The organism is Granulicella sp. S190 (genome assembly GCF_009766095.1).
Classification (GTDB): domain Bacteria; phylum Acidobacteriota; class Terriglobia; order Terriglobales; family Acidobacteriaceae; genus Edaphobacter.
Map to the genome: position 1 here is coordinate 1 of NZ_LMUD01000009.1, position 13,231 is coordinate 13,231.

The 13,231-nt window shown below is 57.4% G+C and carries 11 protein-coding genes and 1 pseudogene; 5 read left to right on the forward strand and 7 right to left on the reverse strand.

Annotation, left to right across the window (positions count from 1 at the left end; translation table 11 throughout):
- A pseudogene (locus tag GSQ94_RS03820) lies at positions 1 to 712 on the reverse strand (ATP-dependent DNA ligase); the annotation flags it as partial.
- A gap of 24 nt (positions 713 to 736) precedes the next feature.
- Positions 737 to 1,633: an alpha/beta fold hydrolase gene (locus GSQ94_RS03825; protein ID WP_158942003.1), complete on the reverse strand. Its 897-nt coding sequence runs from the start codon at positions 1,631 to 1,633 to the stop codon at positions 737 to 739.
- Positions 1,634 to 1,888: 255 nt separating this feature from the next.
- Here GSQ94_RS03825 and prfA point away from each other — a divergent pair, with 255 nt between their 5' ends.
- Positions 1,889 to 2,965, forward strand: coding sequence for a peptide chain release factor 1 (prfA, locus tag GSQ94_RS03830; protein WP_158942004.1), 1,077 nt, complete (start codon positions 1,889 to 1,891; stop codon positions 2,963 to 2,965).
- Between the two features lie 21 nt (positions 2,966 to 2,986).
- On the opposite strand, the gene GSQ94_RS03835 is transcribed toward prfA, so the two are convergent.
- A complete protein-coding gene (locus GSQ94_RS03835) occupies positions 2,987 to 3,154 on the reverse strand; it encodes a hypothetical protein (RefSeq protein ID WP_158942005.1) in 168 nt (55 codons plus the stop codon).
- Positions 3,155 to 3,253: 99 nt separating this feature from the next.
- On the opposite strand from GSQ94_RS03835, the gene GSQ94_RS03840 reads away from it, so the two are divergent.
- The 3 genes from GSQ94_RS03840 (at position 3,254) to GSQ94_RS03850 (ending at position 5,647) form a co-directional block, all read left to right on the forward strand.
- On the forward strand, positions 3,254 to 3,727 hold the full coding sequence (locus GSQ94_RS03840) for a hypothetical protein (RefSeq protein WP_158942006.1): 474 nt from the start codon (positions 3,254 to 3,256) through the stop codon (positions 3,725 to 3,727).
- A gap of 211 nt (positions 3,728 to 3,938) precedes the next feature.
- A complete protein-coding gene (locus GSQ94_RS03845; RefSeq protein ID WP_254063635.1) occupies positions 3,939 to 4,790 on the forward strand; it encodes a VOC family protein in 852 nt (283 codons plus the stop codon).
- 47 nt (positions 4,791 to 4,837) lie between these two features.
- Complete coding sequence (locus tag GSQ94_RS03850; protein ID WP_158942007.1) at positions 4,838 to 5,647, forward strand: hypothetical protein; 810 nt, start codon at positions 4,838 to 4,840, stop codon at positions 5,645 to 5,647.
- Between the two features lie 22 nt (positions 5,648 to 5,669).
- On the opposite strand, the gene GSQ94_RS03855 is transcribed toward GSQ94_RS03850, so the two are convergent.
- Complete coding sequence (locus GSQ94_RS03855; RefSeq protein ID WP_254063636.1) at positions 5,670 to 6,434, reverse strand: NIPSNAP family protein; 765 nt, start codon at positions 6,432 to 6,434, stop codon at positions 5,670 to 5,672.
- A 131-nt stretch (positions 6,435 to 6,565) separates the two neighbouring features.
- Entirely contained in the window at positions 6,566 to 7,666 is a 1,101-nt protein-coding gene (locus tag GSQ94_RS03860; protein WP_254063637.1) for a nucleoside hydrolase, read from the reverse strand.
- 87 nt (positions 7,667 to 7,753) lie between these two features.
- Between GSQ94_RS03860 and GSQ94_RS03865 the strand changes: the two genes are divergently transcribed.
- The gene (locus tag GSQ94_RS03865) at positions 7,754 to 8,353 is read left to right on the forward strand and encodes a hypothetical protein (RefSeq protein WP_158942009.1); all 600 of its coding nucleotides are present in this window, start codon (positions 7,754 to 7,756) and stop codon (positions 8,351 to 8,353) included.
- Between the two features lie 12 nt (positions 8,354 to 8,365).
- Here the strand turns inward: GSQ94_RS03865 and GSQ94_RS03870 are convergent, their stop codons facing one another.
- Together GSQ94_RS03870 and GSQ94_RS03875 are read right to left on the reverse strand one after the other, a co-directional pair.
- Entirely contained in the window at positions 8,366 to 9,397 is a 1,032-nt protein-coding gene (locus GSQ94_RS03870; protein WP_158942010.1) for a hypothetical protein, read from the reverse strand.
- Between the two features lie 135 nt (positions 9,398 to 9,532).
- Positions 9,533 to 13,228: a TonB-dependent receptor gene (locus GSQ94_RS03875; protein ID WP_158942011.1), complete on the reverse strand. Its 3,696-nt coding sequence runs from the start codon at positions 13,226 to 13,228 to the stop codon at positions 9,533 to 9,535.
- Positions 13,229 to 13,231: the final 3 nt, after the last annotated feature.

Genomic DNA, 13,231 nt, shown 5'->3' on the forward strand with positions numbered 1-13,231 from the left:
ATCGTTCCACCGCCTCTTCCGGCGTCTCCACCGGCGATGCCAACATGAATCCCAGCGGATGAAACAGCCGCATCTTCGCCTGAGCCAGCGTGCCTGCAAATGCCCTGCGCACCGCACCGCCAAGGTCCGCCTCCAGCATCACGGCTAGTCGCACCATCTCCACGGGAGCGGCAGCAGCGACAGCAATCGCCTCTTCCACCAGACTCTGCTTCACCCCGATCCTCATATCGCCAAGCATCAGCTTCAGCAGGTACTTCGCCTCGAGCGGCGTTGCTCTTCGCAGCAGGCCTTCCACCAAACCCGCACGAATCGCAGTTGTCTTTGCCACTGCCATCGCAGCAAACGCCTCTGTTACTTCTGCCAGCGTCAGCTCCGACATCCTCCCAGCCCCCGCTGTAATCAAGAGATCGTAGGCTGCGGCGCCCATGTCACCATGCCGTCGATAGGCCAGTGTCATTGCCTGGTCGCTGGCTCCGCTGACTGCCAACAGAGCCTTCGATAACAACGCTCCACCCGCATTCAACTTTCGCGAATCGGACTCCGCAAATGGCGTTCCCGCGACATAAAGCGCGAACCACCCTGCGTCTTCGCTCTCAGGGGTAGCCGCGTACACCGCAGAGATGGCCTTCGCAATCGCCGCGCGCTTCTTCAGCTTCCCTGTCTCCCCGGCAAGCTCCTCGGCCAACTCTGCGACCGCGGCAAATAGTGCCATACCCTGAACTCCTTGCGCCAAAACTTATCGCGATGCTTTCTCCTGCAGGTGAAGAACGATGGCATCCGCCACCCGATCCGGTGATTCGCGATGGGGAAAATGGCCCACACCATCCAGCAACATGCGACGATACCCAGCCATGAAGTACCGCTCCTTTCCCTCCGATTGGCTGGGGGCATCGCACCGATCGTCCGCTCCCTGGATCATCAAGGTTGGGATAGACACACGTTCTATCGCTTCGAGCTTTCGTTGGTGGTCGTCGTAACGCGCATCCCAAGCCTCGCCTTTCATCCAGCGCGAGCGGTAAGAGTTCAACGTGATGGGGACCCAGTCAGGATTCAAAAAGCTTTGGGCCGTTCTCGAAAACTCAGCCTCATCGAACCATCCAGACGGGCTCCACGTGTCCCATTGAATGCGCGCAAACCCGCACGGATCCTCCTGTACCTTTTCCGCTCCCCCCTCGATGCACTGAAACCACTGATACCAGAAGCGCCGTGATTGCTCGAACGACGGCACATGAAAGCGACCGCCAGGCTGATATGCCAGCGCTAAAGCAGATATCGTCGTAATCCGCTCCGGAAAAAGCGCCGCCATCGTATACGCCGCTCTTGCGCCCCAGTCATGTCCCACTACAGCGAAACGGTCGATCCCAAGTCCATCGGCGAGATCGAGCGCATCCTGCGCCAGCGCCACCCCTGCACCGACTCGCGGCGTCTCTTCAGACAAGAACCTGGTCTGTCCAGAGCCTCGGATATATGGAATCACCGTCCGCCAACCCTCCGTCTGCAGCCTGGCTGCGAGGTGTTCCCAGCCGCGCGGGGCGTCCGGCCACCCATGAAGCAGAAGCACCGCGGGACTATGAATAGAACCACCGTCCTCGAAGGCGATCTCCAGTAACTCTGTCCTGATCTTCTTTAGCATGAACCCTTATCCTCGTCCCACGTCTGATTCGGCCAACTAATATGCCGCTGATTCCTCCCCAGTAAAGATGCAAAAAAGAGGCTCGCTGCACCTAACCCGGAAGGAGTAACATCTAACTAGATATGAATGCAGTCGCAAAGCCGGTGTCTTCCCCCCGCGTGATCGAGTCGCCCGACCGTCACGACTTTGCCTAGCTGCGCCTTCTCGGTTCCTTTTCCTTATCCCTATAATCCCTTTTCTCTCAATGGAGTAGCTATGTTCGACCGCCTCGACCAACTCGAAGCCCGCTATGAAGACCTCGGCAAGCAGATGTCAGACCCCACGCTGGTCACCGACCAGAAGAAGTTCCAATCAGTGGCCAAGCAGCACCGCGACATGGAACCGACCGTCGAGAAGTTCCGTGAGTACCGCAAGATCCGCGACGGCATCGCCGAGGCCAAGGCCATGCTCGCTGACCCCGATCCAGACGTTAAAGAGATGGCCCAGGCCGAACTCGACGAACTCGAACCACGTCTCGCTCCTGTCGAAGAGCAGCTCAAGGCTCTGCTGCTGCCGAAGGATCCTAATGACGAGAAGAACGTCATCCTCGAACTTCGCGCAGGTACCGGCGGCGATGAAGCTGCACTCTTCGTCGCCGAGGTCTTCCGCATGTACATGCGCTTTGCCGAACAGCACAAGTGGAAGGTCGAGATCCTCTCGCAGACCGAGTCCGGCATCGGCCATGGTTTGAAGGACGTCACCGCCATCATCGAAGGCGACCACGTCTACTCGCAGCTCAAATATGAGTCCGGGGTTCATCGCGTGCAGCGTGTACCGGCAACCGAAACTCAGGGCCGCGTTCACACCTCGGCGATCACCGTCGCCGTACTGCCTGAGGCCGAAGAGGTTGACATCAAGATTGAAGCCAAGGATCTTCGCATCGACACCTTCTGCTCCTCCGGTCCCGGCGGCCAGTCAGTCAACACCACCTACTCCGCGGTCCGCATCACGCATCTGCCTACCAACACGGTCGTCAGTTGCCAGGACGAGAAGTCGCAGATCAAAAACCGCGAGAAGGGAATGCGTGTTCTACGCGCTCGCCTCTACGAGGTGGAAGCAGAACGCATTCACCAGATTCAAGCAAAAGACCGCAAGCAGCAGATTGGCTCCGGCGATCGTAGCGAGAAGATCCGCACCTACAACTTCCCGCAGAACCGTCTGACCGACCATCGCATCGGACTCACCAATCACCAACTCGCGATGGTGATGGAAGGCCAGATTCAGCCGACGATCGACGCCCTCATCGCCCACTACACCGCCGAAAAACTCAAGGCTGAAGCAGAAGCTGCCTAACGCGCTTGCCCATATATTCCCCTAAAAACTCGACTCTAGGGCCGTCAGTGTTTCTTGCACTGTGGCCTCGACGATCGCAATATTGATGCGGCCATGCGCTTCAACTCCTTCCCTCTGCTGTCGAAGTAAAAGCGCCATAGCAAAGCCGCCCAATTTGGAACCGTCATCCTTTTCCGTGTTGATGTTCAAACGAAAGATCCGTTTTCATCTAAAGCTTTTTTGCGGGATGACGATGCAAGAAGCAACTGTCACGCGAAGTATCCGCAGACATCTACGAAAGGGAACCACATGAGCTTGTCAGTCCTAACGCCTGTTCCGCAGAGCTCCAGCAACGATCTTTTCAACGAGCTCGCCCAACTCAAGAACTCCAAAACCACTACCAACCCCACAACACAGGCCTCAACAACCCAGGCTTCCGACAACTCCAACCCCAATAGCACCAGCAGCAGCTCTTCCGGCAATGCACTTTCGACCGACCTGGCCGCGCTGCTCAAGGCTCTGGGCTCCAACGATGTAAACAGCGCCAAGGCAGCACTCACTAAGGTAGAGAACGATTTGAAGGCCCAGAACTCTTCTTCCCCGTCTTCCTCATCGACCGGGAGCACCTCCGACTCGCAGTCCTCCAACCCGCTCGATAAGTTGCTCAACCAGCTCGGCTCCGATCTAAACTCCGGCAACACCACGGATGCTCTATCAGATCTCACCAACTTTCTCGTCAACAGCGGGCAAACCTCGGGCTCTGCTGTAAACGTAAACGCCTGATCCGCCGCCGTATCTCAATACACCCATCTTCACACACATCTATTCCACGTGAATCTACGTGAAGATGGGCTTTCTTTTTCGAACGGCGTTCGGCGAACTCTCCGATACCAGGTTCCGCTTCTATAACTCGCGCTCCCCTGTCCTGACCTGTGAATTGTCACCAATCTCATCCATAGGCGACAATTCGTACTCAGAACCAATGGAGCAGTAAATGACCTCGAGTCCGGCCTTCCGTATCCGTCTGCTACACAAGTGTTCTCTTCTCACCGCCCTTCTGAACATCCTCTTCACGCCTCTCCTGCACGCCCAGCCCGACATCAGAACTCCACCCCTCAACGGCATCGCCCACGTCTCTCTTCGCGTCCACAGTCTTGACGCCTCTGTCGCCTTCTACGAGAAGCTCGGCTTCGAACGAGCCTTCGATCTTCGTAAAGACAATGTTCCCTATAGATCATTCTTCAAGATCAACGACGTCCAGTTCATCGAACTTACCCCCGCAGTTGCCACCGATACCGACACCGGCTCCTCGCGCCTCTGCTTCGAGGCCGTTGATCTGCAGGCGCTCAATGATAACTACTCGAGCCACGGCCTCACCCCAACTCCCACCGGAAAGACCGAGCCGGGCAACCTTCACTTCTTCATAGCCGGTCCAGCCCAATCCTCAGGCGCCCAGATCATCGAATACACCCAGTACATGCCCGGCTCGCTGCACCGCGAAGACGAGGGGAAACATCTTGGCCCCGACCGCATCGCCGAGAAGTTGATTGGGATGTCGCTGCCGATGGCCGACCCTGCTGCGGCCCGCGACTTTTATATCAACCAGCTCAACTTCAAGCCCATCGCCAACGACCCGATGAGTCTCCATATGCCCGGCGAGAGCGGCCAGGAGATTGAGATTCTTCCTGGGACCCCAGGCAGTCACGCCCGCATCACCCTTGAGTCAAACAGCCTTAGCAAAGCCGCGCGCCACCTCCACAAAGAGGGCATCTTCGCCCTCAAGAATGGCAATACCCTCAGCATCATCGACCCAGACGGCAACCTGCTCCTCCTTGAGACCCGCTAGGAAACTTGCTAGCGAACTAATCTGCAGCGCCGAACGTAGAGTCGTTCATGAGCCTCGCTTCACACCTAAGACGCACCTCATTCTTATGCCTTCTGGGAGGTTTTGCTACGGTAACTGTGCAAGGCCAGCACCCAGACCCGGCGCTTGAACAGATTCTTACGCGCGTGGAAGCGAACACCGACCGGTACAAGGCCTCCGTACCCAGTTTTTTCTGCGACGAACACATCGTCTCGCAGGAACTCCACGATGGCAGCGTGAAGCACGAGACCACGATCGAGGCGCTCTTCCGTGTCACGCGATCCTCGTCTCCTCTCCAAACCCTTGAAGAGTCGCGCGAGGTCAGCACGATCAATGGCAGACCGTCGGGCGGTAAAAAACTAGACATGCCGATCTCGTTCAGCGGAGGTTTTAGCAGAGCACTCACAAAGTTCCTCTCCGCAGAACACCGTCAGTGTTTCAACTACGATCCCGATCCTTCGTCCTTACCTCCGGGTACCGAAGCATTTACCTTCACCGCAAACGAAGGCGCTTCCGGACAGCCTGGCTGCTCTTCCATCCAGGCCGGCACCACAGGCAAATTCGTCATCGACTCGTCAACCTGGCAGGTTACGCACATCGAACGCACCGTCCCTCACCCCATTGGCAAGGACAGCGCCGTTCGTGGGACTGCCTCGGTCGACTTTGCCCCCGTCACTCTCAATGGAAAAACATTCTGGCTCCCATTGACTGTGACAGCCTTCACCACCGAGACGTCCAGGACGAATGCCTTTCGCTTCACGGCGACATACGCCAACTATCATCGCTTCGCCGCCACTTCGAGCATCGTCCCAAACGCAGCAGACCCCACTCCGCCGTAGAAGAGCAATCTCATCCCTGGGATCAAACCTGCGAGTAAGCCGTTGGGCTCAAGATCAGATTCGAAATGTTACTCACAATCTCTTCGTAGCCATATCGCGGCGAGCTCTTCAGCTTGATCCACTCAGGATCCGCACGGAACTTGTCCCACTTCGCGTTGAGGTCCGTCAGATCGGCAAAGCCCAGCATGTAGGTGAGGTTCGGCATGCGTGGACCGATCAGAGTATCGCTATAGAAGATCTGGCTGAAACCCGCCCGCTGAAAGATGTCAAACTCACCGTGATGAAACATCTCCACCTTGCGAACATGCGCCTGGCTGCTGGGGCTCTCGTAGGTCCGCAGCTGGAAGATTCTCTTGCCATGCTCTGCCGTTGCGGCTGGCAGCGTCAACTTCGGCCAACCCTCGAACGCCACATGGAGCGAGCTATCGATGCGTTGAAAGGCAGGGGCCGTTGCAGGAGCACTCCAGAAGGCTGCAGCAGCTTTCTGGAACTGCTCATCATGCGCAAGCTGTAGCTCCGCAGAGACAAGCGTGTCGAGTTTCGCGCACGGCAGCAAAAGATATAACGTCGGCGTATCCGGTCCGATGTCGAGATGAAAAGCCCCGACCGGCGCAATACCCATCCGGTTGAGCGCAGGAATCAACGCATTCGCCAGATAATCTTCTGTGAGCTTGACCTGTGGTCCGGTCTGCAGGTGATACCTGCGAATCTCGTAGTACTCACGTGGGCGGCCCGCAGAAGATTGAGCCTGCGACTGATTTGCTAAAGCCAATACGGAGGTTGCCATCGATGCGCTCAAGAAGTCACGCCTTTCCATAAATCCTCCCGGTACGAACAAGCCGTCCTGCTGATACAGGATCGAATCTACAAAGAGGATACAGCTTTCGTCGCATGGCCTTATGACAGCGGGAATCTCTCTTACTTGGCCGAGGGAAAAGGTTGTGGTGGAGCTTTCATCAGCTCGACGAAGAGCTTATAGAACCGTGGAAGATCCAGATCCTTCTGGACGTGGACCAACTGCACATCCAGCGCAGGCTTGCTCTCCGCAGTCCACGAAAGCGTATCTCCATAGAACGGGCCGCGGCTAAGATCCACATCGAGGTACAACTTTTCTTCCTTGGTGATGATTGCAGGATCAAGCCACGCTGCGGCCGCAAGCTCGTCCCATAGATAGTAGAACTCGCCCGTATAGGCGGCAAGATACTTCGCAGCCGGATAAGGAGACCGTGCAATCTCATCAAGCATCAACTTCGTAAACCTGGTCTTGACCGAGATATCGACCGTAGTCAGATCGATGCGAGGCCAGTGGGCGCGAAGCGTAATGTGTGCGGCCTCAGGATCGAACCAGAAGTTGAACTCATGGCGTGGATTGTTGACGAACTCAGGGTCGCCGGTCTGCGGGCTCAGGCTGCCTCCCATGATCACGATGCCCTGTGCAAACTCCGCGAAGTGCGAGTCGATCGAGAGCGCCAACGCGATGTTCGTGAGCGGGCCTGCGGCATAGATGGTGACCTGGTGCGGATGCGCATGCACCTGCCGGATCAGAAAATGCGCTGCATCCTCTAATGACGGCTTCAGCACCGGCTCACCCTCATCAAGCTTAGGAATGACGTATGGCCCGTGATAAGGCTGGCGGCTCGTCTTCGCAGCGAGATCGCCCCACGCGCCATACCAGGGAAAGGTGCCATAGAGCTGCTCCTGGATCTTCGACTCTTCCTCCGTTCGAACCAGAGGAAAGACCGCTCCCGGCACGACGGAAACATCCGGCCGATGAATCAGCTCAAGCATCCGCAGCGTGTGCTGCACCTCCTCCGGCTCCCAGGCATTGCCGCTCACCATCGTGATTCCCAGCACCTCTACCTCCGGAGACTGTAGCAGCACCATCATCGCCATCTGGTTGGAGCCGCCAGGACCGGAGCCATCCTGATCGATGACGACCATACGTTTACCCTGAGCGGCTAAAGGGAGTGTCATCAAAGCGCAGAGAAGCACGAAGAGGAGCGGAGCAGATTTTCGCATCGTCAGCACAGATTACCAGCCACCCCTGATCCAGGATCGTCAAAACAAGATGCTGGCACGCGCGACTGCCGTTATGCTTAAACCAACATGCGCCAACTCCAGCTTTGCCTGCTGCTTCCCCTTATACTTCTCTTCTCTGCGACTCAGGCAGCCTCTGCGATCGAGGTAAAGGTCTCCGCACAGGCGCTGGAACAAACTCTCCGCGCGCAGCTTTTCAACGGCCCCGAGGGGCGCTACTACATCCGTGGCGATGCCAACTCGCCCTGCTTTGTCTACGCTGAATCGCCGCACGTCACCTTCGTGCAGGACCGCATCGTCGTCCACGTTCATGCAAAATCGAAGCTCGGCACCTCCGTTCGGGGCACCTGCCTCGGCGTCTCGCTGACCACGGACACAGACGTCTCACTGATTCCCGAAGCCGAAGAGGAGAGCATCGGTTTTCGTGACGCGCGGATCGAACGGCTCAGTGAGTCCCGTGAGCTGAACTTTATCCTCGCGCCCTTCCTCAGCCACAAAGTCCCAGCGCAGATGAAGGTCAACGCTGCAATCCTTATGCGGCAGCTTCTGAGCCGCTCCACCGAAACTACCGGTTACTCCCTCTCGCTCGACTCACTGAAGCTGCACTCGCTCCTCGTCGAAGGGGAGTCTCTCGTGATGGACGCCGACGCAAACCTCAAGGTTAACTAGCCTTTCAGCCAGCTACTGTGGGGTAGCCGGAATAGGTTCCGCTGCAGGTGGAGGCATCGGATGGCGAACCTCGACCGCTCCCGGAACGGGAGTGGCGCCCGTCATCGTCGTGGGTTCTCCAGGTATCACCTCAACCGCAGCATCCTTGGGAGCCTTGAAGCGACCATCTGTGAGGTAAGCCACCACGAAGCCCGCTGCAACCTCCGGACTCAAGACTGCCAGCGGCACAACATACTTCTTTGACTTCACGACGGATTCCAGGACTCCATCGATGGGATGGCTCCGCTTGATGCTCCCCGGCACCTGCGGAATCATAAAGGTAGAAAACTCCAGGTCAGGATGCCGATCCGCATACTTGGTCAATGAGCGTGCAACCTGCTTCGGTGTCGTGATTCCCAGGTCGACAAAGAAGTTTCGGTGCACGCTGTGCGGATAGTACACATTGATCAAGGTTCGCGAGAAGTCAGCGCAGTTGTGAAACAGCAGATTGAAGTGCCCGTTGTTTCGGTTGTCGTTAAACCGGTTCATAAACTGCTCGTCTTCATCCGCCGTCGTAGCGACCTGAAAGCCGTAGATTCTGCGGTCATACGACGCACCCACAAGCTGCGTCCACTCCCCGCCGGGAGCTTCACCAGCCTTCTTTCCCTGAGCAACATCAGGTGCGAACGCAAGCAGATGATCTCGCCTGTACTGATCGCGCAGAGTCGCCTCCACCGCTGCATCCGCAGTCTTCGGAATATCTTCCACGCGCTCCACCGCGTAGAGATACGGTACCAGCGGGATCGCCAGCCAGTCGTAACCATCTATCTTGTGATAACGGCTGATGACCGCGCCGGGCTCTCCTGGACGACAAGGCCGTAGATGCGTAGGCGAGTCAGCGCAGATGTGATTCAGGTAGATCGCCGCATGTCCCGTGGGATTAAACGCCCCGAACTCGCCATAGGGCTCCTCCATCAACAGAGCAGCGTCAGCCCGAGCCCTCGCGCAGCCCAGTGCCGAGGCCAGGATCACCAGCGCTGTCGCTGCGACACAACTCTTTCTCATTCCAAACCTCTCCGCGGAAGATGCACACCGATTCCTGGATATGCTGACACCTATTTTCGCAGATAGGTTGCGCCCCTTCTCGCATTTTGGCGGCGAAGACTTTAGGTCCAAACACGCTGAAGAGTTGCATCTAGTCTAGAAAGACACGCGAGCTCCAAACTGGAACTGCCGCGGATCGGACGAAGCTGTCGGCGTACCCGCCGCGGTATAAAGCAGGTTCACATCCAGGGTGTTGTTTTTATTGATCAAGTTGAAGATATCCGCCGTCACCTGCAGGGCGACCTCGTGAGAGAACGTAAATGCCTTCGCAAAACGCAGATCCGTAAAGACCGTATAAGGCTTGACCCCAACATTGCGCCCAAGATTGCCGGCGTAGTAGCTGCTCGCCGGCCCAGCATCGGCAGGCGCGTCAGCGTAGCAGGGCAGATTAAATGCGCCGGTCGGAGAGTACTTTGATAGCACCGGAGCCGTGCCACAGCTTGTAGTTCCGCTGCCGGGTGCAACCGCGTTGGGACGATCCGTAAGCGGATCGAAGTCGAAGTTCGTATCGCTGCCGGTCAGGATATTGAACGGCCGTCCTGAAGAGATCTCAAAGATCGGTGCCACGGTAAAACCGGAGAACGCGGTAGGAAAGAAGCCCGACCCACCGAGGCGTCCGGAGTTATAGACGCCGGAGAGCACCAGCCGATGGCGCTGGTCGAAGCTCGACGTACTCCGCTCAGCATTCGGCGCAAAGTTACTCTGAGGCGCATCCGACGTGGAGACAACATCCGTCGAATCGTCGATCGCATGCGACCAGGTGTAGCTCACCAGGAACTCGTAGTTCGTCGTAAATCGCTTCTTCAGATTGACGCTCAAAGCGTTGTAGCTCGAGGTTCCCGTTGTCAGGTTAGGCGTCATATCGCCAAAAGGAATAGGAATCCCCACGCCCAGGCCGTCCGACGCCGCAATCTCGCTCGCCAGCGCGACGCACTGACCACCGCCCACAGCTGGATTCGCTAGGAAACTCGCCAGTGACGTATTCAGGCCGGACTTCCTGAAAAAGTTCAGAAGCGCCGGCGTGACGAAAGGGCCAGTCGGACCAACTCCGCAAGGATTGACCCCAGCCGCCGTGCCCACCGTAAGCGGATTCGACGTTGGGCTTGCAGTCCCAGGCGCTGCCGTACCAGCCTTTACCGCGTTTACCGCGTTCCTCCAGTTGGCGGTCAGCAGCTGCGGATTGACCGGGTTCACATTGATGGGACGATTCAGATGCCGTCCTCCTGTCGAGTTGAACGCGACGTTCAACGACATATCGCGGCCAAGATCCTTCTCGACTCCGAAAGACATCTGCTGCACATAAGGCGTGACGTAGTGCAGGTCCGCAGGTAGTCCCGAAGGAAGAATCGCCAGCGGGAATCCAGCAGTCAGAAAGTTTTGATTGACGAAGACCGAGTTCGAGTTGTCGGGATCGAATCGCTGCTGACTCGCAATGTAGTTCACCCCGGCAGCACTCGCTCCCAGACAGTTCGCGTTGCCCAGCGATCCCTGAAATGCATTCGTAGCATTAAGATTTAGAGGGCTCGCTGCGGCATTCGGACTTAGCACACTGCATGGAGAGCCACCGCCAAGGATGACAAGCGGAACCTTGGTCGAGTTGAAGCTGGTCGACTGCGACTCCAGGTTGCCGGGCGCGCGATCATAGAAGAGTCCGTAGTTTGCGCGAATCACCGTCTTCGCATCGCCCCGAACGTCATACGCAATCCCTATACGCGGAGCAAAGTTGGTATCCTGCAGACGAATCCCCTCGCGAATCCCGTATATTCTCTCAGCCTCGGTCGTATTCGCGTTCAGACCAAGCTGTGTCGGAAAGGCCTCGATGTCATAGCGAATCCCAAGGTTCAAGGTCAGCCTGCTGGTCGCGCGCCAGCTGTCCTGCAAGAACCCTCCGAGCGTCTTCAGATCGTATTTGTAGGTCGTCTGTCCAATTCCCTGCGCGAACGACTGCGGAATTCCAAGCCCATAAGCCTGTACGGCCGAGAATCCTGGCAGGCCCTCAAGTTGGGAAGAGACATCGGTAGCGTTCAGCGCCGCGAACGTATAGTCGCCGCCACCATAGAGCTGCCCTTGAAGCAGGTTGATCGGAATGTAACGTAGATCGACACCCACCTTGACGGTGTGGCCGCCGCGTGTGATTGTGAAGTTGTCCTGCAGTTGGTTCTGGTTCTCAATCCGGTCTACGACTGAAAAGGGAGTCTTGCCGAAGTAAGCATAGCCCGGAATATTGACTGCAGTATTGCTGCCACCAGGTGCGTCGGTATTGGCAAAACGAACTGGATGCCGCGCGTACTGAAAGCGCAGGTCGTTCACCTTGTTGTTCCCGATCAGGACCGTATACTGCCCCGCGATGGCGACATCGTGCAGCCTCTGCGTGGCAGTGCGCGAGAAGGAGTTCTCCCCGATATTCTGATTCGCCGCGCTCTCTTCGATCCCCGTGATGTAACTGGGGCTGACGCTGGCATGCAGGGCCAGCTGCTGATTACTCGTCAGCTTATGATCGATCCGCAGCGAGTACACCTCGGTCTTCTCCGAGATGGGAAAGTTTCCGATCAGGCTGTTGAGTGCGGTAAAAGACGCGGGCGTCAGCTGGCCTGAGGTGGCGAAGTTCTTCGGCCCAATCGCCGTCTGCAGGAACGCAGGATTCTGTCCCGTGGTCGCCAGCGACGAGCCAGAGCCCACCAGCGCGATGTACTGCTGAATTCCAGGCGTGTTGGCCGGAACAGCGGCATTCTGCAGAAACGCCTGTTGCTCCGGGGTGCCTTGAATCGTCAGAGCGCCTCCCGGAACTCCATAGAACCGGCTGACGTCGATGTTCGTCAGTCCAAAGTTATTCGCCCCAATGTCTGAAAAGCCAGTCTCCTGGCGCCGCGTAATCTCGGTCGAGAAGAAGTAGAACGTCTTATCCGGAACGATCGCGCCGCCGATGGTAAACCCGGCCTGCACGCGCGTATACGCAGGCTGATCGACCGTAGAAAAGGGGTTCGTAGCCTGGATGTAGCGGTTACGCAAAAACCCAAAGGCGCTTGCGTGGGTCTTATTTGTTCCTGATTTCGTTACGATATTCACCACGCCGCCAGACGCCCTGCCGTACTCCGCCGCAAAGCCATTCGTGATGATCTGGAACTCCTGCACCGCGTCCTGCGAAACCGTCGACCGCGTTCCCCCCGAGATGTAGTCCCCGGCATCCGCGCCATCCACGTTGATCGAGTTAGACCGCGCCCGAACGCCCCCGAAGTTCAACCCCGAAGTAGGAATCGCCCCCACCGAAGGCGCAGCGTCCCGCGCAATCTGCGAGTTGGTAAGCGTGAAGTTGATGTAGTTGCGGCCGTTCGTCGGCAGGTTATCGATGCGCAGCTGATCGACCGTGGTCGACTGCGAACTCCGCTGCGTCTCGATGATATCGGCGCCCGAACTCACCGTCACGATCTGCGTCGTCCCGACCGACAGTGAGAGCGGAAGCTCACCCTGTTCGCCCGTCGTCAGAATCACATTCCTGCTGACGTACGTGTTGAATCCCGTAGCCGTAGCCTTCACGGTATAGGTCCCCGGAGGCAGCAGCAGCAGACGATAGTTTCCCTGCGCATCCGAGGTCGTCGCTCGGGAGAAGCCCTTGGACTCATCCGTGATCGCCACCGCGGCATTCGGAATCACCGCCCCGGTTTGATCGTGAACTGTCCCATTGAGCTGAGCCGTAGAGATGTTCTGAGCCCGAACGCCGGTGGAGACGCACACCAGGAGAGGAACAGCGGCCAGAGCGTTAAACCAGAAAAGCCGCGACTTGACGTTGAACATGCG

Coding starts and splice junctions, on each gene's coding strand:
- GSQ94_RS03870 (WP_158942010.1), bottom strand. CDS start 9,397: ATGAGAAAGAGTTGTGTCGCAGCGACAGCGCTGGTGATCCTGGCCTCG.
- GSQ94_RS03825 (WP_158942003.1), bottom strand. CDS start 1,633: ATGCTAAAGAAGATCAGGACAGAGTTACTGGAGATCGCCTTCGAGGAC.
- GSQ94_RS03850 (WP_158942007.1), top strand. CDS start 4,838: ATGAGCCTCGCTTCACACCTAAGACGCACCTCATTCTTATGCCTTCTG.
- prfA (WP_158942004.1), top strand. CDS start 1,889: ATGTTCGACCGCCTCGACCAACTCGAAGCCCGCTATGAAGACCTCGGC.
- GSQ94_RS03855 (WP_254063636.1), bottom strand. CDS start 6,434: ATGGCAACCTCCGTATTGGCTTTAGCAAATCAGTCGCAGGCTCAATCT.
- GSQ94_RS03860 (WP_254063637.1), bottom strand. CDS start 7,666: ATGCGAAAATCTGCTCCGCTCCTCTTCGTGCTTCTCTGCGCTTTGATG.
- GSQ94_RS03865 (WP_158942009.1), top strand. CDS start 7,754: ATGCGCCAACTCCAGCTTTGCCTGCTGCTTCCCCTTATACTTCTCTTC.
- GSQ94_RS03845 (WP_254063635.1), top strand. CDS start 3,939: ATGACCTCGAGTCCGGCCTTCCGTATCCGTCTGCTACACAAGTGTTCT.
- GSQ94_RS03875 (WP_158942011.1), bottom strand. CDS start 13,228: ATGTTCAACGTCAAGTCGCGGCTTTTCTGGTTTAACGCTCTGGCCGCT.
- GSQ94_RS03840 (WP_158942006.1), top strand. CDS start 3,254: ATGAGCTTGTCAGTCCTAACGCCTGTTCCGCAGAGCTCCAGCAACGAT.